Origin of the sequence: Yinghuangia sp. ASG 101 (assembly GCF_021165735.1) — a bacterium.
Lineage (GTDB): Bacteria > Actinomycetota > Actinomycetes > Streptomycetales > Streptomycetaceae > Yinghuangia.
The window spans coordinates 6,366,609-6,389,433 of sequence record NZ_CP088911.1 but is presented as its reverse complement, the minus strand read 5'-3'; the positions used below and the strand labels follow the sequence as shown (position 1 = coordinate 6,389,433).

23 protein-coding genes are annotated in these 22,825 nt (G+C 70.4%); 6 read left to right on the top strand and 17 right to left on the bottom strand.

What is annotated here, in order from left to right; all coding sequences use genetic code 11:
• Nucleotides 1-21: 21 nt before the first annotated feature.
• From LO772_RS27410 to LO772_RS27385, 6 genes are read left to right on the top strand one after another with little or no spacing between them, the layout of a single operon-like run.
• Nucleotides 22-1,227, top strand: coding sequence for a PrgI family protein (locus LO772_RS27410; RefSeq protein WP_231774702.1), 1,206 nt, complete (start codon nt 22-24; stop codon nt 1,225-1,227).
• A complete protein-coding gene (locus LO772_RS27405; RefSeq protein ID WP_231774701.1) occupies nt 1,224-3,113 on the top strand; it encodes a VirB4 family type IV secretion system protein in 1,890 nt (629 codons plus the stop codon). Before LO772_RS27410 ends, LO772_RS27405 begins: the two co-directional genes overlap by 4 nt.
• A 40-nt stretch (nt 3,114-3,153) precedes the next feature.
• Nucleotides 3,154-3,987 carry a GP88 family protein gene (locus tag LO772_RS27400; protein WP_231774700.1) on the top strand — a complete coding sequence of 278 codons (834 nt, stop codon included), beginning with the start codon at nt 3,154-3,156 and terminating at the stop codon, nt 3,985-3,987.
• 50 nt (nt 3,988-4,037) lie between these two features.
• Complete coding sequence (locus tag LO772_RS27395; RefSeq protein WP_231774699.1) at nt 4,038-6,545, top strand: type IV secretion system DNA-binding domain-containing protein; 2,508 nt, start codon at nt 4,038-4,040, stop codon at nt 6,543-6,545.
• Nucleotides 6,546-6,588: 43 nt separating this feature from the next.
• A complete protein-coding gene (locus LO772_RS27390) occupies nt 6,589-7,641 on the top strand; it encodes a replication-relaxation family protein (protein ID WP_231774698.1) in 1,053 nt (350 codons plus the stop codon).
• A 7-nt stretch (nt 7,642-7,648) separates the two neighbouring features.
• A complete protein-coding gene (locus LO772_RS27385) occupies nt 7,649-8,599 on the top strand; it encodes a C40 family peptidase (RefSeq protein WP_231774697.1) in 951 nt (316 codons plus the stop codon).
• Between the two features lie 148 nt (nt 8,600-8,747).
• On the opposite strand, the gene LO772_RS27380 is transcribed toward LO772_RS27385, so the two are convergent.
• From LO772_RS27380 to LO772_RS27300, 17 genes are all read right to left on the bottom strand, one after another.
• Complete coding sequence (locus LO772_RS27380; RefSeq protein ID WP_231774696.1) at nt 8,748-9,245, bottom strand: hypothetical protein; 498 nt, start codon at nt 9,243-9,245, stop codon at nt 8,748-8,750.
• 272 nt (nt 9,246-9,517) lie between these two features.
• On the bottom strand, nt 9,518-10,540 hold the full coding sequence (locus LO772_RS27375) for a DUF932 domain-containing protein (protein ID WP_231774695.1): 1,023 nt from the start codon (nt 10,538-10,540) through the stop codon (nt 9,518-9,520).
• A 96-nt stretch (nt 10,541-10,636) separates the two neighbouring features.
• Nucleotides 10,637-11,623: an N-6 DNA methylase gene (locus LO772_RS27370; RefSeq protein WP_231774694.1), complete on the bottom strand. Its 987-nt coding sequence runs from the start codon at nt 11,621-11,623 to the stop codon at nt 10,637-10,639.
• Nucleotides 11,620-12,138, bottom strand: a complete 519-nt coding sequence (locus LO772_RS27365) for a hypothetical protein (RefSeq protein ID WP_231774693.1) — start codon at nt 12,136-12,138, stop codon at nt 11,620-11,622. The genes LO772_RS27370 and LO772_RS27365 overlap by 4 nt, the downstream gene beginning before the upstream one ends.
• On the bottom strand, nt 12,131-12,586 hold the full coding sequence (locus LO772_RS27360; protein ID WP_231774692.1) for a hypothetical protein: 456 nt from the start codon (nt 12,584-12,586) through the stop codon (nt 12,131-12,133). Before LO772_RS27360 ends, LO772_RS27365 begins: the two co-directional genes overlap by 8 nt.
• A gap of 287 nt (nt 12,587-12,873) precedes the next feature.
• Nucleotides 12,874-13,377, bottom strand: coding sequence for a hypothetical protein (locus LO772_RS27355; RefSeq protein WP_231774691.1), 504 nt, complete (start codon nt 13,375-13,377; stop codon nt 12,874-12,876).
• A gap of 179 nt (nt 13,378-13,556) precedes the next feature.
• Entirely contained in the window at nt 13,557-14,198 is a 642-nt protein-coding gene (locus LO772_RS27350) for a hypothetical protein (RefSeq protein ID WP_231774690.1), read from the bottom strand.
• Nucleotides 14,199-14,318: 120 nt separating this feature from the next.
• Nucleotides 14,319-14,657, bottom strand: a complete 339-nt coding sequence (locus tag LO772_RS27345; protein ID WP_231774689.1) for a hypothetical protein — start codon at nt 14,655-14,657, stop codon at nt 14,319-14,321.
• A gap of 81 nt (nt 14,658-14,738) precedes the next feature.
• On the bottom strand, nt 14,739-15,113 hold the full coding sequence (locus tag LO772_RS27340) for a hypothetical protein (protein WP_231774688.1): 375 nt from the start codon (nt 15,111-15,113) through the stop codon (nt 14,739-14,741).
• Between the two features lie 180 nt (nt 15,114-15,293).
• Complete coding sequence (locus LO772_RS27335; protein ID WP_231774687.1) at nt 15,294-15,689, bottom strand: hypothetical protein; 396 nt, start codon at nt 15,687-15,689, stop codon at nt 15,294-15,296.
• Nucleotides 15,690-15,741: 52 nt separating this feature from the next.
• The gene (locus tag LO772_RS27330; RefSeq protein ID WP_231774686.1) at nt 15,742-16,077 is read right to left on the bottom strand and encodes a hypothetical protein; all 336 of its coding nucleotides are present in this window, start codon (nt 16,075-16,077) and stop codon (nt 15,742-15,744) included.
• A gap of 750 nt (nt 16,078-16,827) precedes the next feature.
• Nucleotides 16,828-17,628, bottom strand: a complete 801-nt coding sequence (locus LO772_RS27325) for a hypothetical protein (RefSeq protein WP_231774685.1) — start codon at nt 17,626-17,628, stop codon at nt 16,828-16,830.
• Nucleotides 17,629-18,092: 464 nt separating this feature from the next.
• Nucleotides 18,093-21,140 carry a LysM peptidoglycan-binding domain-containing protein gene (locus tag LO772_RS27320; protein ID WP_231774684.1) on the bottom strand — a complete coding sequence of 1,016 codons (3,048 nt, stop codon included), beginning with the start codon at nt 21,138-21,140 and terminating at the stop codon, nt 18,093-18,095.
• Nucleotides 21,137-21,670, bottom strand: coding sequence for a TadE/TadG family type IV pilus assembly protein (locus LO772_RS27315; protein ID WP_231774683.1), 534 nt, complete (start codon nt 21,668-21,670; stop codon nt 21,137-21,139). Before LO772_RS27315 ends, LO772_RS27320 begins: the two co-directional genes overlap by 4 nt.
• Entirely contained in the window at nt 21,667-22,074 is a 408-nt protein-coding gene (locus LO772_RS27310; protein ID WP_231774682.1) for a TadE/TadG family type IV pilus assembly protein, read from the bottom strand. Before LO772_RS27310 ends, LO772_RS27315 begins: the two co-directional genes overlap by 4 nt.
• A 107-nt stretch (nt 22,075-22,181) precedes the next feature.
• Nucleotides 22,182-22,526, bottom strand: coding sequence for a TadE/TadG family type IV pilus assembly protein (locus LO772_RS27305; protein WP_231774681.1), 345 nt, complete (start codon nt 22,524-22,526; stop codon nt 22,182-22,184).
• A 95-nt stretch (nt 22,527-22,621) separates the two neighbouring features.
• Entirely contained in the window at nt 22,622-22,816 is a 195-nt protein-coding gene (locus LO772_RS27300) for a hypothetical protein (RefSeq protein ID WP_231774680.1), read from the bottom strand.
• Nucleotides 22,817-22,825 lie beyond the last annotated feature (9 nt).

Genomic DNA, 22,825 nt, shown 5'->3' with positions numbered 1-22,825 from the left:
ACCCCCGAACGGAGGTGAAAGATGTCCCAGTCCTGGAGCGGCGACGCCGCCGACGAATACATGCCTGTACGCATCCCTGCCGACATCGACCGCGAGGACCGCGTCCTGCTGGGGCTCACAGCCCGCCAGTTGCTCATCCTCACGATCACCGCCCTGCTCCTGTACGGGAGTTGGTCATTCGGCCGCCCGCTGATCCCCATGCTTGTCTGGGCGGCGGTAGCGTTCCCGGTCGCGGTGTTCGGCGCTGCCCTGGCCCTGGGGCAGCGTGACGGGCTGCCGCTGGACCGGCTGATCGCGGCGGCCTTGCGCCAGCGTGTAAGCCCGCGGCGCCGCGTCACGGCCCCGGAGGGCGTGACCCCGGTGCCGTCCTGGCTCAGCCGCCGCGCTGTTGCCGGGTCCGGCGACGGTGCCGCTGATTCAGCGCCCCCGGCTGAGCTGCATCTTCCGGCCGAAGACGTCCACGACACCGGCGTCGTCGACCTCGGAGCGGACGGACTTGCCGTGGTCGCCGTCTGCGGCACGGTGAACTTCGCGCTGCGGACCGTCACCGAGCAGGAATCCCTCGTCGCGTCGTTCGGCCGGTACCTGCACTCCCTGACCGCGCCGGTCCAGGTGCTCGTGCGAGCCGAACGCGTGGACGTGTCCGCGCAGATCGCCGAACTCCGCGAGCAGGCCCAGGATCTGCCGCACCCCGCGCTGGCGGACGCCGCGCGCGAGCACGCCGATTTCCTGGCCCAACTCGCCAACGACAACGACCTGCTGCGACGGCAGGTTCTCCTCATCTTGCGCGAACCACTGCACCCGACCCATCCGGCAGACGGACCCGGCGGAGCGTCCGTATTCGCGGCGCTGCGCCGCCGCCGGCCCCGGCGGACCCGTCGGGCGCAGCGCGGTGACGCCGTCGAACGCGCCGCCGAAGCCCGCTTGCGGCGCCGGGTCGCCGAAGCACGGGAGCTGCTGCACCCCGTCGGGATCGCGGTCACCGCGCTGGACGCGGGGCAGGCGACGGCGGTCCTGGCGTCGGCGTGCAACCCCGACAGCGTCCTGCCGCCGTCCGCGGACATCGCCGGTGCGGGCGACATCATCACCCGTCCCCAGCCCGAAGGCGCCGACACCGGCGAGGAGTTCCGGGCCGAGCGCGACGCCGGCGACTGGCCTCCGCCGCAGACCGACGCCTTCAGCTACTACCCGGACCCCGACGCGTGGGAACAGGAGCCGTACTCGTGAAGCCACGGCGAACCGAAACACGACATGAACCGTTCGGTACGGCCGGGGCGTTCGCACCGGATTCCCTGGTCGTCGGCCCGCGGCACGTCGAGGTCGGCGGCGAGTGGGTGGCATCGTTCGCGGTCACCGGATACCCCCGCGAGGTCCACCCCGGGTGGTTGCAGCCGCTGCTGACCTACCCCGGCCGCGTGGACGTCTCCCTCCACATCGAACCGATCGACCCCGCGACCGCGGCGCACCGGCTCAAGAAGCAGTTGGCCAAGCTCGAATCCGGGCGCCGCCACACCTACGAGCGCGGCCAACTCCTCGACCCCCAGGTCGAGGCCGCCACCGAGGACGCCTACGACCTGTCCTCCCGGGTGGCGCGCGGCGAAGGCAAGCTCTATCGGCTGGGCTTCTACTTGACCGTCCGCGCCGCCACCGAAGAAGCGCTCACGGACGAGGTCGGCGCGGTCCGCGCGCTCGCGGCGAGCCTGCTCATGGACTGCAAGCCGACCACCTACCGCAGCCTTCAGGGCTGGATCACCTGCCTGCCCATGGGCCTGGACCTCGTCCGGATGCGCCGCACCTTCGACACCAGCGCCCTCGCCGCAGCGTTCCCGTTCACGAGCCCGGACCTGGCGCCGCCGGACCCTGCGTCGGCGACGGCCCCGAGCGGCGTGCTGTACGGGTACAACCTCGGCTCGCAGGGCCTGGTGCATTGGGACCGGTATGCCCTCGACAACCACAACAGCGTCGTCCTCGGCAGGTCCGGCGCCGGCAAGTCTTACCTCGTCAAACTCGAACTCCTGCGCTCGCTGTACCGCGGCGTCCACGCCCACGTCATCGACCCGGAAGACGAATACACACGCCTTGCCGCAGCCGTCGGCGGCGCCCACGTGAGCCTCGGTGCCGAAGGGGTCCGGCTCAACCCGTTCGACCTGCCGATCCAGACCGGGCCCGACGGTCGTCGCATCGCCACCCGCGACGCCCTGGTGCGGCGGTCGCTCTTCCTCCACACCTTCCTCGCGGTGCTCCTGGGCGAGGCACCGGCCCCGGCCGAGCGCGCCGCGCTCGACGAAGCCATCACGGCCACGTACCGGCACGTGGGGATCACGAACGATCCGCGCACCTGGAAGCGCCCCGCGCCGCAGCTCGCCGATCTGGCAACGATGTTGGACAACGCCAGGATCCCGGTGGCCGAGAGCCTGGCCGCGCGGCTGCACCCGTTCGTCCACGGTACGTTCGCCGACCTGTTCGATGGCCCGACCACCACCCACCCCGACAGCCACCTCGTGGTTTTCTCGCTGCGCGACCTCGCGGACGAACTCAAGTCCGTGGGCACGCTGCTGGTGCTGGACACGATCTGGCGGCAGGTCTCCAACCCGCGGGCCCGCCGGCCCCGGCTCGTTGTCGTCGACGAGGCGTGGCTGCTCATGCAGCAGACCGCGGGCGCCGACTTCCTGTTCCGCATGGCGAAGGCATCCCGCAAGCACTGGGCGGGCCTCACCGTCGCGACGCAGGACACCGCCGACGTCCTCGCCACCAACCTCGGCCGAGCCGTCATCGCCAACGCCGCAACACAGATCCTCCTCCGGCAGGCGACCCAGGCGATTGACGAAGTCACCCACGTCTTCGACCTCTCCGACGGCGAACGGCAGTTCCTGCTCTCCGCCGACCGCGGCCAGGGCCTGCTGTCCACCGGCACCCAACGCGTCGCCTTCCACGCGATCGCCTCACCTGCCGAACATGCCCTGGTCACCAGCGACCCGGCCGAACTCTCCGCCTACGCCGTGCCTCCCTACGAGGCCGGCGGCGGTGCGTACGTCGACTTCGATGACCTCGGCCCGCTCCACGACGACCTGGGCGACGACCCCGACGAGCACATCGACCTCGGCGCGGCGTGACCCGACATCGGTTGCGAACGCCGACCGAGACGAAGGGGAAATGATGGTTCAGCCTGACCCCGCCGCCGACACTGCGCCGCGACCTGCGCGGCTGCTGCGGCAGAACCGGGAGCTGCGCGCGATCGGCGTGTGGAACTGGACGCTTCCCGCGTGGGCGGGACGCTTCCCCGCACCCGACGGCCGCACCTACAACACCTGCCCGTCCGCAGGCATCTGCCGCCACGTCTGCTACGCCCGCCACGGCACCTACACCTGGCCGGTGGTCCGGGCCCGCCACCAGGCCAACCTGCGGTTCGTCCTCGACGACCTGCCCGGCTGGCAACAGGCCATGACCGCCGAACTGGGGGCGGCCCGGTTCCGCGGCGCGTGGGTGCGCATCCACGACAGCGGCGACTTCTTCTCCGACCGGTACCTGCGCGCCTGGCTCGACGTGATCCGGACGCGGCCGTCGGTGAACTTCTACGCGTACACCAAGGAAGTCCGACGGTTCCGCGCGATGGTCGAGCCGCACGCGCCGGACAACTTCCTGTGGGTCTACAGCTTCGGCGGCGCCCAGGACGCCGAACTCGACCCCGCCCACGACCGCGTCGCGGACGTCTTCCCCGACTCCGAGTCGATCGAGGCAGCCGGCTGGCACTCGCAGGACGCCAGCGACCTGCTTGCCGTGCTCGGCCCCCGCCTCGTCGGCATCCCCGCCAACCGCATCCCGCACTACCTCAAGCGGCTCCGCGGACGCACCTTCCGGTCTTGGCAAGCCGAAGTCGACGCGGAGCGCAGCAGCCAGCGCCGCCGAAGGGCGCCGCGGCCAAGCAACGTCACACCGCTGCGCCCAAGCCGCCCGGCCGGCAGCGGAGACGAAACCCGCGCCGCGTAAGCGGCGACGGACATCTGCCGATCTTCGGCACACCCGAAGGGACGCTTCCCGTGATCCAACTTCTTGTCAGCAGGCCAGTGTTCACAGCATCCGAGGCTCCGCTGCGGTCCTTCATCCGCGACCCCGCGGGCGCGGTCGACGCATTCGCACACTGGGCGCTCGCTTGGGGACCGGTCATCGGCCCCCTCGCGGTGGCCCTCGGGCTGCTCGCGTTCTGGGCCCACCGGTGGTGGCGCAACCGCTGCCACGCCCGCCTCGTCGCCGACGCGCGCGTGATCACCGTGCTGGCGCCCCCGACCGCGTCCAGCGACGGCGGCGCGGCGCTGTGGGCCAACCTGGTCGGCCTCCTGCATCCGCCGTGGAAACGCCGAGTCTTCGGTCAGCCGCACCTGGTCTGGGAGTACCTCTTCACCCGGGACAGCATCCGCATCCAGATCTGGGTCCCCGGCACCGTGCCGCAGCACATGGTCGAGCACGCCGTTCAAGCTGCCTGGCCCGGCGCCCAAACCGACACCCGCCCCGCCACCGCACCCTGGGCTGCGCCATCAGGCGGACACATCGAGACACTTGGTGGTGAGGTGCGGCTTGCCCGCAGCGAAGCCCTGCCCATCCGCACCCAGTACCCCGACGACCCCCTGCGCGCCCTGCTCGGCGCCCCCACCGACCTCGGCCGGACCGAGCAAACCGTCGTCCAGATACTCGCGCGTCCGGTCACCGGCTGGCGGGTCACGAAGGCCCGGCGCAGCGCCCGCCTGACCCGCTCCGGCAGCCGAACCAACCCCGCGGGTGTGCTGCTGGACGTGATCACCCCGCGCACATCGCGCGCGTCCGCGGCCAAGCGCCGCGCGCCCGCGGGGAAGGCGGACCGGCAGACCTCCCTGGAGGAGTCCGCGCAGGACCGCGTGATCGTCGCCAAGCTCCGCGGCGCCCTGTACGAGACCCGGGTGCGCTACGCGGTCACCACGCAAATCAGCGAACCCACGATGCAGGACACGGAGTTGCAGGCCAAGATTCGCAACCGCCTGCGCGGCCGGGCGCACGCGGTTGCCGCGGCATTCGCCGCGTACACCGATCACAACTACTACCGCCGCACGCGCCTGCGCCACCCGTACGCGGCGCTCGCCGAACGCCGCTTCGCGCGCGGTGATTTGCTGTCCGTTCCGGAACTGTCTGTTCTCGCGCACGTGCCGTGGGACGAGTCCGTCCCCGGGCTTCAGCGCGCCGGCGCACGCGCCGTGCCCCCGCCGCCGGGCATCCTTGCCACGGGTGCAGACATCCGGCCGGTCGGCACGACCGACAGTGGGCATCCTCGTCCGATCGGACTGCGCGTCGCGGACGCCCGCCACCACGTGCACATCATCGGCGCCACCGGCTCCGGCAAGTCCGAGTTGATGGCCCGCATGATCCTCCACGATGCCGAGGCCGGGCGCGGTGTGGTCGTGGTCGACCCCAAGGGCGACTTGGTCACCGATGTGATGATGCGCCTTCCCGAACGCCTCGGCCGGCGTGTGGTGCTCTTCGACGCGGACAGCCGCGCCACACCGCCGATCCTCAACCCCCTCGAAGGCGACGACGCCGCCCGCGCCGTCGACAACCTCGTCGGGATCTTCTCCCGCATCTACGCCGCATCCTGGGGACCGCGCACCGACGACATCCTGCGCGCCGGGCTGTTGACCCTCCGTGCGATGTCCGGGCCGCCGCTCCTGTCCGGCCCCGCCACCCTGGCCGACCTGCCCAAGCTCCTCGCCGTCCCGTCCTTCCGCGCGCAAGCCCTGGACCAGATCCACGACGACGTCCTCGCCGGGTTCTGGACCTGGTACGACGCCCTCTCCGACCCCGCGCGAGCGCAGATGACCGCCCCACTGATGAACAAGGTCCGCGGGTTCCTGCTCCGCCCGTTCGTCCGCGCGGCGATCGCCGGCGGCGCGTCGACCGTCGACATGAACGCGGTCCTCGACCATGCCGGGATCTGCCTGGTCCGTATCGCCCGCGATGCGCTGGGCACCGAAACCTCCCGGCTGGTCGGCTCCATCGTCGTCGCCCGCACCTGGCAGGCCGCCACCCGCCGCGCCCGCACCCCGCAATCCCAGCGACGCGACGCGTCGCTGTACATCGACGAGGCCCACAACTTCCTCAACTTGCCGTACCCGCTGGAAGACATGCTCGCCGAAGCCCGGGGCTACCGGCTGTCGATGACGCTCGCCCACCAGTACCTCGGGCAACTCCCCAGCGACCTCGCCGAAGGCATCAGCGCCAACGCCCGCACCAAGATCTTCTTCAACGCATCACCCGAAGACGCCCGCCAACTCGCCCGGCACACCGCGCCCCGCCTGACCGAACACGACTTGAGCAACCTCGGCGCGTTCCAGGTCGCCATCCGGCCGGTACTCCACGGCGCGGAAGCCCCCGCCTTCACCGGCACCACCGACAAGCTCCCCGAGCCGATCCCCGGACGCGCCAAGCAGATTCGTCTCGCAGCCCGAGCGAACGCGCAGCCGCGCCGCGCAAACCCGGCCAAGCCGCGGCGTCCCGGAGCCGATCCGCGCCGCTCCGCCTGACACCACGTCATACTCCCCGAGTCTGTCCGGAGGCATCACCGTCGTGATCTCCAAGAACGCGCCCCAGAACGCCCTACGCGGCCCGATCGCCGCGCGCCCGACCACCCCGGCCGCGACCGGCGCCGACCACCTCGCCTACCTCGCCCGACGCCTCACCCCACGCGACCGCTGGCTGACCCGCATGCTCAACGAGCACCGGGTCTTCACCACCCGCCAGATCACCGAACTCGCCTGGAACACACCGCGGGTCGCCAACATGCGCCTGCTCGACCTGTACCGGTGGCGCATCCTCGACCGGTTCCAGCCGCGCCGCTCCAAGGGCACGACGCAGATGCACTACGTCCTCGACGTCGCCGGAGCCACCGTCCTCGCCTACGAAGACGATCTCGACCCCAAACGCGTCGCGTTCAACCGCAACAACACCGTGGGCGTCGCCCACTCACTGCGCCTGGCCCACACCCTCGGCGTCAACGGCTTCTTCACGCCCATGGTCCAGCGCAGCCGCCAGCCCGACAGCACCGCACGCCTGACCGCCTGGTGGTCCGAAACACGGTGCGCCGAGCACTTCGGCGACACCGTCCGCCCCGACGCTTACGGCCGATGGCGCGAACACGGCACCGAGATCGAATGGTTCCTCGAACACGACACCGGCAGCGAACGCCCCGCCCAAAGGCTCGGCACCAAACTCCTCGGCTACGCCCGACTCGCGATCTCCACCGGCATCACCACACCCGTACTCATCTGGACACCCACCATCACCCGCGAGGCCACCGTCCGCCGAGCCCTCGCCGAAGTCGTGCCCCACCTCGCCGACCCCGCCCTCGTCCCCATCGCCACGGCGAGCATCGAACAGGCCGTCATGGACGACGCCACCGACCCGTCCCGAGCCGCGTGGCTCCCGCTGGCACGGCGCTCCCTCGGCCGCCGACCACTCGCCGACCTGCCCGAAGCCTGGCCCCACCTCCCGGTACCTCACACGACGCCACCGGAGAAGACCGACACACAAGGCAAGTCGCGCCCCGACGCGAGCACCGCACGCGTCGCACCGCCGGATCCGGTCCCGCCGCCACCCGCACAATTCGGCGCGCCAAAGTGAGGCGGGCATGATCGCTCGCATCATCGCCGCCGTCTTCTCGACGTTCCTCGTCCTACTGCTCCTCGCCTTCGCCGCCGCGGCAGCACTGTTCAACGCCCTCGGAAAGGCCGTGAACCCCGCAGGCGCCGCCGCGGTCGCCGCCAGCGCGCAAGCCACCGCGGACATCCCCGCCGACTACCTGACTCTCTATCAGCAAGCCGCCGCGACCTGCCCCGGACTCCCGTGGACCGTGCTCGCCGCTATCGGCAAGATCGAGACCGATCACGGACGGTCGGACCTGCCCGGCGTAAAATCCGGCGCCAACGGCAGCGGCGCCATGGGACCGATGCAGTTCATCGCCGACACCTGGGACTCCTACAACCCACCCGGGACCGCCGGCGCGGCAGGCAGCGCCCCGTCACCGTACAACCCGGCAGACGCCATCCCCGCCGCCGCCCGCAAACTCTGCGCCGAAGGAGCACGCGACGGCAAAGACATCCCCCGCGCGCTCTTCAGCTACAACCACGCCACCTGGTACGTGAACCAAGTCCTCACCCAGGCCGACCAGTACACCGCGCCACCGACCGTCGACGCCGCACCGGCGCCGACCGACGCCGCAACCCAGGCAATCGCCTTCGCCCGCGCGCAACTCGGCGTGCCCTACGTCTGGGGCGGCGACGGCCCCAGCGAAGGCGGATACGACTGCTCCGGACTCACCAAAGCCGCCTACGCCTCCGCCGGCATCACACTGCCCCGCGTCGCCCAAGACCAGTACTACGCCACCACCCGCCTCCCGAGCAGCGCGGACATCCTGCCCGGCGACCTGGTGTTCTTCGGCACGCCCACCAACGTGCACCACGTCGGCATCGCCATCGGCAACGGACAAATGATCGAAGCCCCACGGCCCGGTGTTCCCATACGCGTGGGCCCGATTCTGTACCCCGGAAATGACTTCCTGGGTGCGACAAGACCCTTCTGACCGCCCCGTTCTGTTGCGGACGTCCCCGCTACAGGAGCAGCAGCGGCACCACGCCGGGCGGGGACAGAGCGGCGCCGGTCAGGAAGTACGGCGTCCGCGAGTCGCACGGAGCGTGTACGGATGGCGCACAGAGTGCCAACGGTTTCAATCAAGCGGCCGGGTGGTCGTCGCCTTCAAGGAAGTGCCGTAGCAGGGTGCGGCCGGGGGCTTGGTCGTCGAGGCTCACGTTGAGCGTGACGATTTCGGTGTCGCCAAAGATCGGTTCGCCGTTGGGGCGTCGGGTGTAGGGCACGCGTCCGTAGTCGATGCCGTCCGCCTGGTCGAAGGCGATCCACAGGATGCTCTCTTGCTCGCCTTCGTTCAGCGGATCGTTCGACACCGCGCGGGCGGAGATTCCCGCCGAGGACTCGAACCAGATCATGGGGACGGCGAACACCCATCGAACGGCGTGGACCGTGTGGGCGGCCTCGGCTGCGCGCCGCTCGAATGCCTGCGCGGTCGCGCGGTCCCGCAAGTAGTCGTAATCCGAGAGAACGAGCTTCCGCCGGCCGTCCACCGCGACGATCGCCGGACAATCACGACTGGTGATAGCGCGCTGCACACGGTGCGCGACATCGTCGACCAGGTCAAGGATCTCATCGTTCACCAGAAGCTCAATCCTTCGGCGATTTCCCGCCGGCCCAGTGCACGATGCGGGGCTCCCGCACACGTGGGCAGTGCGGTAAACGGGCGTTCCGCGGTCTCCGCCAACTCGTGTGCGTCGATCCGCATACGTCACCTCCCGGCTCGCCGCAAGTCTTCCTCAGGTACCCATGCGAGGCACAGAGCCCCTCGCACCCAGTGTGGGATGGCCGAACGGGGAAGGACGGGGCGCGCCACTGCTTGCGTACTGCCGCGGCGCGCTCCCATACTCCCGAGCTACGCGGCCAGCGTGACCTCCCCGCGCACCCGGGCGAGGGTGGTGAGGGTGTCGTGGTCGAGGTCGTCGACTCCGCCGGTGACGGCGCGGAGCATGTTCCGCTCGGCGCGCTGCGCGCCGCGGACGGTCTGCTCGTGGTGCGTGTAGGTGTTGACGGCCTGGAGCACCCCGTACGCCGTGCCCTTCCATGGGGCGACGCGGATGTCGTGGGTCCACAGCCGGGTGAGGGTGTCGCGTTTGCGTTCGGCGATGGTGCGGGCGCGGCCGGGCTGGTCGGGCAGTTCGACGTGTGCGTCGAGGAACGCCGCCCATTCCCGGTTGGTCACCGTGGCCTCGCACAGGCGCTTGACCTCGGCGGTGAAGTCGTCGGCGATCTCGTAGACGATGTTCAGCGCGTCGCGGGCTTCGTCCAGGCGCAGTTGCGAGTGCCGGGAGTGCTTGATCTTGATCTGCTGCCCGTGCTCGGCGAGGCCGGCCGCCATGGTGTTGTCGCAGACGATGTTGGTCACCGCGCGCTTGAACGTCGTGGCCAAGGATCCGTCGAACGAGGTGGCGCCGAACAGGTGGGGCCGGAACGCCACGCCCTCCGGCGTGGTGATCGTCTCCGGGACCTCGACGGACACCCACGCCACGGCGCCGCCGCGCAGGAGGCCGGCCGATCCGATGGACAGGTCGGCGTCGAGGAGCCGGCCGATGGTGTCGAGCAGCCACACCTCGTAGGCGTGGGGTTCGTAGGCGTCGGTGAAGATGCCCATGACGTGGCCGGTGTCGCTGCGCAGGATGGCCCGCCGCCCGGGGACCTCGTCGAAGGTGCCCGCGGTCGTGCCGGGGACGTAGATCGGGGTGGGGACGGCCTTCCAGCCGAACAGGCGCCGCTTGACGTCCTCGACCGGGATCGGGCCCGCGTAGTGGTTGGGCTCGGTGCCTTGCAGGCCGGCGCGGTAGTGCCACGCGTCGCCGCGCTTGTCGGTGAAACCGACCAGGACGTTCGCGTTCAGCCACTCCAGGGTTTCTTTGGACACGCTGATTCCTCCCTGTGGGGATGGGGTTTCGAGGTGGGTTGGCGGATTCCGTGCGGCGGGGGCACGTGGTCACGTGGCCCCGCCCGTGGTCGTGCGTCAGGTTGTCGCGTCGGGGGAACTCGCGGCGGACGGTTCGGTGTTGTTCGCGCGGCCGAATTCGGCGACGAGGAACTGCGCGTGCCGGACGGCCGAGAGCATCCGGAGCTGCGAGAGCTGGGTGTCGCGTTCCGCGAGCCACGCCAGCGCCTCGGTGCGGGCCTCTTCCATGCCGTCGGGGTCGGTCAGGGTGTCGAAACAACCGACCAGGACATTGGGGCCGAGGTCCCAGAGCATGGCGTTCACGGCGCAGGTTCCGGCGGCGACGGGGTCGACGTCGTTGGCCCGCCATGCGCAGTCGGCGGGGTCGAGTCCGCGGTCGCGAAGTTCGTCGGCGGCTGCGCGGAGCAGGCCGCCGGACCCGGCGGTCGGGTCGGTGAACATGGCGCCCGCCTGTGCGTTGCGGGCCAGTTCGCCGATGCTGTCGCGCACGAGGATTGCGGCCAGCGCGTGGGCGATCGGGCGCGGGGTGTAGAAGTCGCCCCGGGCGCGCTTGTCGGCCTTGCCCCGCATCTGTTCGATCAACGCGCCGAACAGATCCACACCATGCCGCAGATGGTCGACGGCCACCAGCTCCAAGATCCCCGCGCGGATCGCCGCGAGCGCGACGTGGTGCGCCGCTTTGAGACGCCGGGGCGCGCCGCGGTCGTCGGCATGGAGCCATTCGTGCAGCGGCCGGGCCCGCTCGACGAGGTCGGGCCGTTCGAACCAGTACAGGCCCCAGGCCAGTTGCAGCCACTTCCCGAAGTTCTCGGGTGTCATGGCCTCGATCTCGGTCCCGAGTTCGAGGCCGCCGCCGTCGTCGGTGAGTTGTGGCTGCCAGCGCACCAGGGCCAGTGCGGCGACAGTGCCGATCGGGACGGCGATGTCGCTGCCGGCCTGGGACCCCCACCAGGCGTCCATGACCTTGTCGTCGATGTGCCGGCCCCACCGGGCCGGGTCGTCGTACCGGGCCCGGGAACCGCCGGCCGGCCGCCGGGCGGTCACGACGGCGGCCTTGCGCCGGGCAGCGGGGTCTTGTCGCCGCCGAAGATGCGGACGCGAAACTCGTCATCCGCGTCCAGGACCACCACGGGCAGGGACGTGGACCCGTCGTCGCGCGCACGCGCGACGCGGTGCCAGCCGTCGATGATCATCGGGCTGTTCCCTGCGTCGCCGATGCGCACGACGACAACCGGGCGGTCCCAGTCGGCCGGATCGCCGGGGTCGTCGACGCGGACCGCGTCGAGCCAGCCGAACCACGGGCGCGGGTCGAACGCGGCAACCTCCCGCGTCGCGGCGAGTTGCCGTGCCAGCCCCACATCCCACCGGTAGGCGAGGAATTGAAACCACAGGGCCGGGCTCTGGCCGTCCCGGGCCGAGCACGGCGCGGTCAGACGTGCGATGAGCAGCGGCAAGGCGGCCACGTCGCCGATACGGCGCGCGTAGTCGATCGCGTCAACGATCTCCTGCCGTTCGGCTTCGGTCGTCCAGTGGGCGATGACGTGCCGGCACTCACCCATCGACCTCACCGCCGATGTCCCGCGCCATGCGGTCGAGTTCGGCCCGGGTGCGCACATGACCGGGGTTGGGGACGATGACCGGGGTCGCCGTGTCGTGTGCGGTGCCCTGGATCACGGCGTCCTTGATCATCCATGAGAAGTAGATCTCCAGGTCGGCCGTCACGCGGTCGCGAGCCCAGGACAACTCGGGTGCCGTGACGTCGGCAGTGGCCACCGTGTGGCCGGCGCTGTTGCGATACGCCACCTTCCACACGCTGTTCGTGCCCTCGGCGCGCGGCACGGCCCAGCTCGCCGGGACACGGGCACCGTGCCCGAGCAGGCGATCCAGTTCGGCGAACGCGTCCCGCAGCTCCTGCGCGGCGCGGTGCTGCGCGAACGGGTCCTGCGGGTTGTGGTCGTATGCGTGCATGGCCTGGCGTGCCCGGTGCAGGGCTTGAGTCAGATCCACCTGTCTCCTTCCAAGGCGGGTATGCCTGATCTGTGTCGGGGTAGGACGGCCGGGTGCCGGAGTGCGGGCTGCCGCAACCGCGACGGCGCCACGCGGGCGGGTTGACGTGCGGCCGGCGGGCCGGGGCTTGGCGAGGCGGGGAGCTTCACCGTGGGGCGCGGCCCCGGCCTGGGGCATGGGGTCCGCCGCACCGGCGGCATGCGGTTCGGTGGCCGGCACCGGGGCGGTGCGCGTCGGGGCCGAGGACCGCCGGGCGGCGTCCGACCGGGCGGGCCGCGGAGGGTCGGTCAGGTGCGAATGGCCGTGACTTGGTTGTCCGCGACGTCGATGGACCACGTGTCGTCCGGGCGGTCGCCTTGGGCGTGCAGGGTCCCGGTAACGCTGTGGTCGAAGGTGAACCCGGCGAGTTCGGGCGGATAGGCGCGGCCGGGAACGGGTGCGGCGAGTTCGGCGGCGACGTGGGAGCCGGGGCGTAGGAAGGTGTCGATGAGGTGCCGGATCCATTCCTCGGCGCTGTAGGTCTTCTCGGCGCCGTTCCACACGATCGCGGTGCCGTCCTCCGTGGGCGCGAAGTCGCACCACAGGTTGGGGGCGTGCGGGTCGGGGCGGTGGTCGGTCACGTCCGGGTCGCCGAACGCGTTGGGGTCGGCGGGGTCGGCGGCGAGGGTGTACGGGCCGGAGCGGCGGGGCTGGTGGCGGGTGCCGGCGTACGCGGTCAGGTACGCGATCTCCGCCGGGTTCAGCGGCGGGGTGATCTCCAGGCACCCGGTAAAAGTCGTGCTGTATCCCATGGCGGCATGCCTCCTGGGGTGTCCGGTCGGATGTGTGTACGTGTGCTGCGGACCGGTCGGGGCGACCGATTCCCGGTCCCGGATCGTGGGCCGATCGCGGGCTGCGGTCGCGGCGGGGTACCGGGGCGGGCAGTGGTCTGCCGTCCTGGGCCGGGTGTCCCCGGCCCAGGACGGTGCCGTCAGCCCGTCCAGGCTTCGCTGTACGCGAGATCAGGCGCGCCCAAGAGCGTTTCGGGGCCCTCGAAGTACAGTTCCTCCGGCGGCTGTGCGTCTGCCTCGGCGAGCGCCTTGCGGATGCGGTCCAACACCGATTCGGTGCCCTGCGCCGGCCGGGAACGGTCCTCGGGAGCCGAGACGCGGGCGGGCGGTCCGGCTCCGGGCGCACGGGGCGACGGGACATGGCCTGTGGCGCCGTTGGCGTCCGCGAACGCCGCCGCACGGGGCCAGTCCCAGGAACCGGGCTGTGGACGTGTCCAAGCGCGTGTCCGCCGCACGTCGTCCGGGAACGTGTCGGGATTTTGGTTCAGCGCGTACAAAAGCCCCTGGTGGCCGGTGGTGGTGAGCGAGTAGCGCACAGGCGGGATGACGACCGTCCCGTCGTCGAGCACCCACGCAATGGGCGTGACGTAGCTGTAGACGGTGTAGCCAATGCGTCCGTCCGGCACGTCGCGGATCTTCGCCCACCACTCATCAGGCAACCGACCACGCGACGCCGGCCCGCCGGCCGCGGCACGGAACGCGCCATAGGTCCGGAACGGTTCGCGGCCGGCCAAGGCGCGGCGAACAGCCCAGCTCCGCGTCGCGAGTTTGGGCAGGGCCATACTTTCCTCCTTGCACGGATGCCGCGGCATTGACGCTCGCGAGACTCCGAACGGCAAGGCCGCGGGAGGGAACAACAAAGCCCGCGACGGCGGGTGCCGTCGCGGGCCGGTGGCGCTGGACTAGCCGGTGCAGATTAGGCAGTTGCATTCGTGGGACTCGTGCGGGCACGGCCCGTCGGCGTCGTCGCCGTTGCACGGGCGACCGCCGTCGGCCTGGCACGGCTGTTCGCCGTGGCACATGGCGGTGTCGCCGGTGCACGGCGTCGGGTCGTCGCCGTTCGCGGCGATGTAGTCGCCGCCCCCGGGGTCGTCGACACGCGGACGCAACTCGAACACCGCGCCGCACGTCATGCACGACTCACACGAGGACCCGTCCTCGTGGTCGCAGCCGGCCGAGTAGAACCGGTGCCCGAACGACGACCACACGTGGGTGATCGGCTGCCAATCCGTGACGGTCAAAGCCACCTCCCAGGTGACAGCGCGCAGCCCCCGCCGCGGGTGCGGTGGGGGCTGCGCACGGTGGACTGATCTTGCTCGCGCCTATCCGTCTCGTTCGCCGGCGGCGACGCTGACGACGTGGAGCGTCGTAATGCCGTGCGGCGGCTCGAACTTCGCCGTCACGGAGCCGCCGTGTGCGTCGGCCAGGACGTCGAGAACTTCGGTCATGTCGCCGTTGTCGACGCTGGCGATCGCGGCGCGCACGTCGTCACGCACTCGGCACCACGGACAGGGGCAGGACCCGAGCCAACCGCCGATCGCGGCACCCTCGCACCGGCCGAACGCGCGGTAATGGCCGAGCAGTTCGTCAAGGTGCGCGGACCACGCCGCGATCCCGGCACGGATGCTGCCGTACGTCCCGCTCGACAGCGTCAGGTACGACGTGCCGTAGTCGACCTGAATCACGCGTACGAGCACGGGGGACCTCCCTCCTATACGGGTCGGAGCCGCCTCGCCCCGGCGGACGGGGGGACGCGCGAGGCGAGGCGGCACCGGCCCGCACAGAGGAGCGGCCGGGCTGTGCTTCGGCCGTTGTTCGGCCGCGCGGCATCGAAAACCCGCGCGGCCGAACAACGGCCGTGGCGCCGAACGGGAAGATCAGTAAGCACCGATTTCGGCGAGCATGCATTGCTCGACGTCGTCGGCCAGGATCACCGCCCACACGCTGACGTCCGGCCCTTCCGGCGGACTCAGCGTGACCGACCACTCCCGCGGTTCGGCGCCCGACGCTTTCTTGAGCGCGTAGGCGGCATCGCCGTCGGCGATCGCGGAGATTGCCGCTTCCGCGTCGCCAGCCACGCCGCACCACGCGCATTCGCATGTGCCACCCTCCGGATCCTCGGTGGCAGTGGCCAAGCACGCTTCCCAGTAGTCGCCTTGACGATCTTTCAGTTCGTGCCGGAACGCGTCCATGGCACTGTCGAGATCGACAAAGCACATGGGCTCGGTGTCCGGCAGATAGCCCGGCATGTTGTACCCAACGTGAATGTGCACGGTTCGTCCTTCCCGGGGCGGCTTCACCCGCGGTGAAGCCGCCCCGTTCGGATCACCTCCTGAAACCCGCCCGGCACGATGACCATCCGGGGATTGGTCCCCTGCCGGTACGCGTCAGGAGGTAGACGGCGAATTGCTCGATTGCTCGGCGGTGTCGCGCAGACGCACCGACGTACCGGATCCCGCCCATCGTGTATTCGGCGAAGATCCGGTTCGCGTCGATCACTTCGCCGGTTGCGTGGAAAACGTCGCCGGCGGACCCGGTGGCCGATCCGTCGACGTACCAACCGGCAATGGTTCTGGCGCACCCGTCACTGATCACCAGGCCGTACTTCCGCGCGGCCCGGCACTCCGTGAACACTGCCACTTCCTCGGCAGACTGCTGCACAACGCGCAATGTGACTCTCCCTCCACGCGGTGCCCGGGGACCCGTTCACCCCGGACGGGGGGAAACGGGGTGAACGGGCGCCCGGACACCGCATGTACCGCATGACAGGCAAGACCCGGAACATGCCGCGCGTCTGTGCGCCAAGCATCAGTTACCGTTTCTCGCCTGCGCCGACGGTTCGGAACAGTCGTGCGCCGAGGGTCGGAACACGGAAGGAATGCCGCGTTTCCACCCTCACTTAAATACGGGCCGCGGAGTGCCCAAAATACCGACCATGGCGGCACCGGCAGATTGCGGCACAACGCGCAATTGATGCTCCTTTCCACGCGGTGCCCGGGGACCCGTTCACCCCGGACAGGGGAAAACCGGGGTGAACGGGCACCGGGACACCGCATGTACCGCGTGACAGGCAAGACCCGGAACGTGCCGCGCGTCTGTGCGCCAAGCATCGGTTACCGTTTCTCGCCTGCGCCGACGGTTCGGAACAGTCGTGCGCCAAGGGTCGGAACACGGAAGGGATACCGTGTTTCCGCCCTCACTTAAATACGGGCCGCGGGAGCCGTGAAATCCCGATCAAGGCCGAGTAATTCCTAGTCCAGGATTCACGACGTTGATTCCTACGCCCTCACATAAATACGGGCCGCGAAGTGCGCAAAATACCGATCATGGCAGCATCGGATCCTGTTGTGCTGGGAAACGACGGAGCGGCAGCACAGGCACTGTGGCCTATGCTGCCGCTCCAGAGAATCGCTATTCGGCTGTCTTGCGTCGCGTGTCGTCATGGGCGAACGTGCCACGCGCTTCGTCTAGCCGCGACTCCAGCTCCCGCCATTCACGGCGCGCGGCATCGCTCGTACGCTGCACCTTCGATGACGAGTTACGCGGACCACCGTGGATTTCCATAGCGGCGCGCGCGATGACGCCGGCCCGCTTGAGGTTGTCCGATGCGCCTGCGATAGGCAGGATCCTGGCAAGCGTCCGGAAGTCCGAACCGTCTCCCCACGCCATGCGGAAGATCGTTGCGCTGTTGGCGGCATAGACCGGTCCCATGGCGAGTGCCGGGAGCACGTCCGCGTGCGGCACTCCGCGCATGAGCTGGGCGCCCGGTACCGCGTCGATTTCATCCGGCGGTACGTCCAACCGGTAGCCGTTCTGGGCGGCAGCGTCGCGCACTGCCCAGTACATGATCTTGCCGCGTCCGACGATGATCGTGGAACCGTCCTTGCGGACGTACTGCCACGACTCCGCTTCATGCGTCGCGACGGACACGGCGGACGCGTCGCACTTGTCGATGATCTGACGGAGCCGGCGGGCGAAGATCAATACGGCGTCCTGGGTGACGTCGTCGCTCACATCGTCGGTCCCATACCGCGGCGCGCCGGCCGGAGCGACGGTTGCGCTTCCGTCCATGCGCTTGCGTCCGCGCGACGCGTCCACCGTCCGGCAGTACGCACGCGCGATGCGCGCCAATTCCTCGAAATCCTCCATCGTGACGCGCGCCATGTCTTCCGGTGTGACGGAATCGGCGCAGCGACCGCGAATGTCTGCCATTCGCATTTCCCCGATCATTCTCCGCGTGCGCTCCAATACGCAACGCCTTGTATTTCTATTGTCTCGCAATAGGGGGGACAATCAAGAGTTCGCTGCAATTGATAGCAATGGGGCTGCTGGGAATTGCCAGAACCTGGAAATGCATCCGCTAATCCAATATCTCCAGACGCGGGAAATGAATGTGGAATTAGATCGAAGGAACGGGGGGTCGAGAATGAATTTCCGGGTTTTCCGAATGAGTATGAATCGGAGAAGGAACCGTATGGGTTCATGCTTGCTCGCTCTCCCCGCCCCGACTGTTCGGCCGCCTCCCGGCTATCGAGTTGCACGCGCGACAGGAGGGGGTTTCAGGTCTCTGACCTGCACAAACGACCCGCGGAGGGGTATCCGCTTAAGGGGATACCCCCCAGGAGGCCCAAGCGGCAGCCCTGGAGGGGGGCGCAGGAGAGGCGTGGAAGAACGGGTCAACCGATGGCGAGACGTCCGCCGGGATCCTGTGGGGGACGTCGGCGAAGCTCGTCGCACAGGGCGATGGTTTCCTCGCTTGGCTGCTCGTCGATTTCCGCGAGTGCCGTCGTCAGCAAAGCCAAGGTGCGCGTGATGTGGTCCATGAGCCCGAGGCGGGCTTGGACGTGCGCAATGCTGCGGTAGAGGGATTCATTGTAGGGGTCGAGCGGCCGTGCACGCTCCAGCAGGGCGAGGGCCTGAACAGGCGCGGATTCGATAATCGCACGAGCATGGGCACTCAGTGCGTCCAGGACATCACGGCGCAATTCTTCGCGGGGGGCGTCAAGCCATTCCGCGGTCATGTCCTCGGCAAGATTGCCCCGATACCGGTTCGCCAGGCGCTCGACAACGGCTCCGCGTTCCTCGTCGTCGGCCGCCCCACGCAAGGTCGTGAGGTCGTCCCAGATGTCCCACAGGTCGACCGCCGCCAGTTCGCCGTCCACCGCGTACCGACCGTCGCGGTGGCTGGTCACATCGTGTGCCTCGTTGCCCGTGGCACCGCGGATCGCTTGTCGCATCTGGCTGAGCGTGGCATGGAACACGTTGGAAGGACGCGCCGTTGGTGCCGTCGGCCACAGCGCGGCGCTCAGCGTCTGCCGGCGAACCCCGTCGGGATGCAGCGCCAGATACGCAAGGAGCTCGCGCTGCTTCGGGGCGAGGAACCCGGTCAGGTCAACAGCGTCGCCGTACCGCGTGAACGTCAGGTGCACGGGCCCGAGCACCTTCAGGTCGAAGACGGCTCCGTCATCTCGCTCTTCTTCCGCCGCAGTCCCCATCCCCGCCCGCGCCGACAACGGAGGGGCCACCGCAGGCGGCTCCTCGGGAACGTCGGAATCCGTCGCCGCCCAACCGCTGTCCATCGCGTCGGACCAAGGCGGCGGCAGCAGCGGCGCTTGCAGCGCCTCGTCGTCGTCCGGCTCGGATTCGTCGGACTGCGGCGGGCCGGGGAACTCGGTCTCGGCGTCCGGACCGGTGTCGGTGCCTATCTCGGGGGCTGGGTTCAACGTACGTACGCTGCCTGCCGGGGGCGGGGTTTGTCGGCGTTGCGCCGGACGCGGATGCGGCGGTGCGGTGGGCTCGGCTTGATACAGGAGGTCAAGTAGCGTGCGGCTGCCGTCGGCGGGCAGCGAGAACAGCCGCGTTCCGGACAGTTCGGCGACGGATTCGCTGGCGGTGGCGACTGTCCCGTCCGCCTGAACCCAGGCAACGGGTCCGCCCCACTGGCCCATGAGCACACCGGCAAGGCCGCATCGTGATCCGGCGGCGAGCACGTTCGTCAGGCGCTCTTCCAGGTGTGACAAAGGAGTGGCCACCAAGTACAGGTCGGTGCCCGTCTCGATTGACGCGAACGGCCCTGTCCGTGCGTCGATTTCGGATTCCATCATGATGAGCGCGGACGCCAGCTCCGGGACGACGATCAGGTGCGTGGGGTGCGGGCGAGGCACGTCGCCGTCGAAGAGCCGCCGGGCATCAGCCTCCGGAATGACAACGCGGATCCGTGCGCCGTCCGGGCGATGGCGGTCGGCGAGGAGCGCGATGAGCAGGGCCCGGACCGCGGCAGCGGCCCCGGGACCGGTCAGACCCAGCCCACGGCGGTGGACGATGCTCACAGCGAGCGCACGGCCGTCCCGGATTCCCAGGGACGGCCCGTCGATCGCCGCCGCGGACGCGGTGCGCCTGGCGCGGTTTCGAGCCGCCGCGTACGGATCCGCGGACACCAAGCCGGCCGGCGGCTCGGCGCCGCCTTCATCGTCCAAGGCGAGAACCTGGTCGTGCGCGCTGCGCATGGCGCGGACGATGGGGGCCAGCGAGAGATCGCCGCGGTCGCCGCTGCCGGGTTCGTACTCCCGGCGACGCCGCAGCCACACCGTGAGCGCCGCCACCGTGATCGCCGCAGCGAGACCCAGCCCCACGAACGCATCTCCCGAGAGGTGAAATGCGTGCTCGCTCGGCTCCTTCGCCGCATCCGCGTGCTCCTCCGGAGCTGTCGACGGGGCGGGGGTCGCGGACGGACCCAGCGTTGGGGGCGGCTCCGACTGTGGGGGCAGTCCAGGTGGGGGAACTGACGGCGGCACAGCAGGGGCGGGCTCTTCCGCGGGCGGCGGAGGAATCGGCAGGACCGGTTCCGGCAGCACCGGCACCGCAGGCGGAGCCGCAGGTCGGGCGTCTGCGGGCAGGCGCAGGATCCAGCCGGGGCGGATGACGTCGGGGTCGGTCAGCCGTCCGCCGTCGGGTTGGGCGAGGTTGCGGGAGAGCGTGTAGATCTGCGGCCAGCGGATCGGGTCGCCCAGTTGCTCGGCGGCGATGTCCCACAGGGTGTCGCCGGGCTGGACGGTGTAGGTGGTGTACCCGACCGAAGCAGGCCCCGCGAAGGTGCGCGTTGTTCCGTCCGTCCGGACGTCGGCCAAGGGCGCGGGCGGGGACATCGGTACGGGCGGGGGCTCGACCGGGGCGAAGGCGGCAGTGACCGCGGCCGGACGCACCGGCATGCGCGGCCCGTCGGCAACGACGGTGGTGTGGGTGGCGCGCATCATCGCGACCAGGGCGATGATGAGCAGCCCGGCCAGCCACGCCGCCGGCGCCCGCAGTACGCCCGCCTCGTGCTGGTGCGCCCGGTGAGCGGAGGCGTCCCGCACGAGAGTCGGGAAGTGCCGTAGGTACCAGCCGAGTTCGGCGAGCAGGCTGAGGACGAAACCAACCCAGGCGACCCAGCCGACGGCGACGAGGACGTCGAGGATGACCTGGTCGGTGGTCGGGGCGAGCAGCGCGTCGCGGACCTCGTCCCAGGACCGGCGGTGTTCCGGCCACGGATCCGGCGAGAGGCGGTGCAGCGCATACGGCGCCCCGGCCACCGCGCCCGCGAGCAGCCCGGCCGCGACCGCGGCGCGGAGGAACGCCCATGCGGCGTGGGCGAGTCGGACCACCCCGCGGCGGCCTCGCTGCGGGGTGAGGCGTACCGGGGTACGCGCCGCAGCGGTGCCCGGTCGGGTGCCTGGCGGGGTCATGGCCCACTCCTGGGATCGGGGGCTGTTACTCCGGGTTCGGCGCGGGCCGTCGCGGTCGCGGACACGGTGATCTCCCCGACTCCCGCCAGGTGCAGCAGTTGCGTGCGGGTGGTGCTCGTCACCGTTACGGTCACCTCGTCCGCGGCGACGCTCACCGTGCCGGTCGCGTCTGCGGCGGTCAGCGACGCCTGCGCGGCGGATCGTGCACGGACCGGGTCCAGCAGCGGACCGGCCCCGCCGCGCACCCACGCCGCGCTCAGCTCCTGTGCGCCGGCACGGGCGGCCTCCTGCGCCTGGTCCAGGGCCCGGGTTTTGGCTGCGAGCGCTGTCCCGCCGTCGAAGACCAGCCCCGCCGCCAGCAGCAGCCCCGCCGTGAGCACGGCGACGAACGCGGTCACCTGGCCGCGTTCGTCCCGGCGCAGGCGCAGGCGCAGGACGCTCGCTGCCAGGCGCGTGTGTGGAGTTCGGGGCCGGGGCGGGTTCTTCGGCTGGCGGAGGATGCAACGCGCCTGCCGCGGGTGGGGGTTCATTGGGTGCCCCGGTGTGTGTCGACGACGCTGGACGCGCTTCCTTGGAGGGTGCGGTGACCGGGCAGGCCCAGGGCGCTCATTTCCGCGAGCGAGACCGTGCACGACACCGCCACGTGCACCCGCCCGCCGGGCGTGAACTCCTTGGTGTCGACGGTAACGGCGAGGCTCGTGCAGGTCACCCCGGCGCCCGCGAGCGCGGCGTGCGCCGCGTCGTAGGCGGCCTGTTCGGCGGCGGTCGCGTTGCGGGTGAGTGAAGCGGCGCGGGCGGCCTGGTGTGCCGCGTCGTCGACGAGCCCGCGTGCGGACGCGACCCGTCCGACCGCGACCACGAACAGCAGGATCAGCACCAGCAGCGGCACCAGGAGCACGAGTTCGACCGTGGCCGAGCCGCGCTCCTCCCGCACCGCCCCGGCAAGCCGCCCCCGTCCGGCACACGTCCCCTGGCAGGTGGGCGCCGTCCGGGAACAGCCTCGACGGCCCTGCCCGGAGCGGCGGCCCGGCACGCGCCGTGTCATGCGGTGGTCCACTTGTCCACCGGCCCCGCGGCGACGGCGCGGACCCGCAGTGTCGTGCCAGGCACCACGGCGATCACGGTGCCCGTGATCTCGACGCGGACCCGGTCGGCCGTCCAGGTGACGGTGACCTTCGGGTCGGTGAGCACGTGCCCGCTGATCGCGGCGAGGACTTGCCGGGCTCGGGCGTCGCCGTCCGCGGCGGTGCCGGATTGGACGCGGGCGGCGGCGAGTGCACGGGAGGCGACGGACTGGGCGATGTGGTGGGCGTGCTGGACGAGGGCGTACTGGACGATCGTCAGGATGATCAGCATCAGTGCGGGGACCAAGACGACCAACTGCACCGACACCGCCCCGCGTTGATCAACCCGGAGGGCCCGCAGGCGGCCGAGTGCACCTCGCCACAGGGAACGGGCCGGTGTGGAGGCGGCCATGGCCGCTACAGGCCGATGGACTTGGCTTTGTCGGTGACCTTGAGCGCGATGATGCCGATGACCGCGATCGCGAGCGCCACCAGCAGCGCAGTCACCAGCACCGTCTCCGTGGAGTAGCCGCGCTCGTCACGCGCCAACTCCCTTATCCGGGCGCGGAGTCGGTGTATGCGAGCGGTCAGGGGCTGAATGTCGGGGAACATCCGGACCGC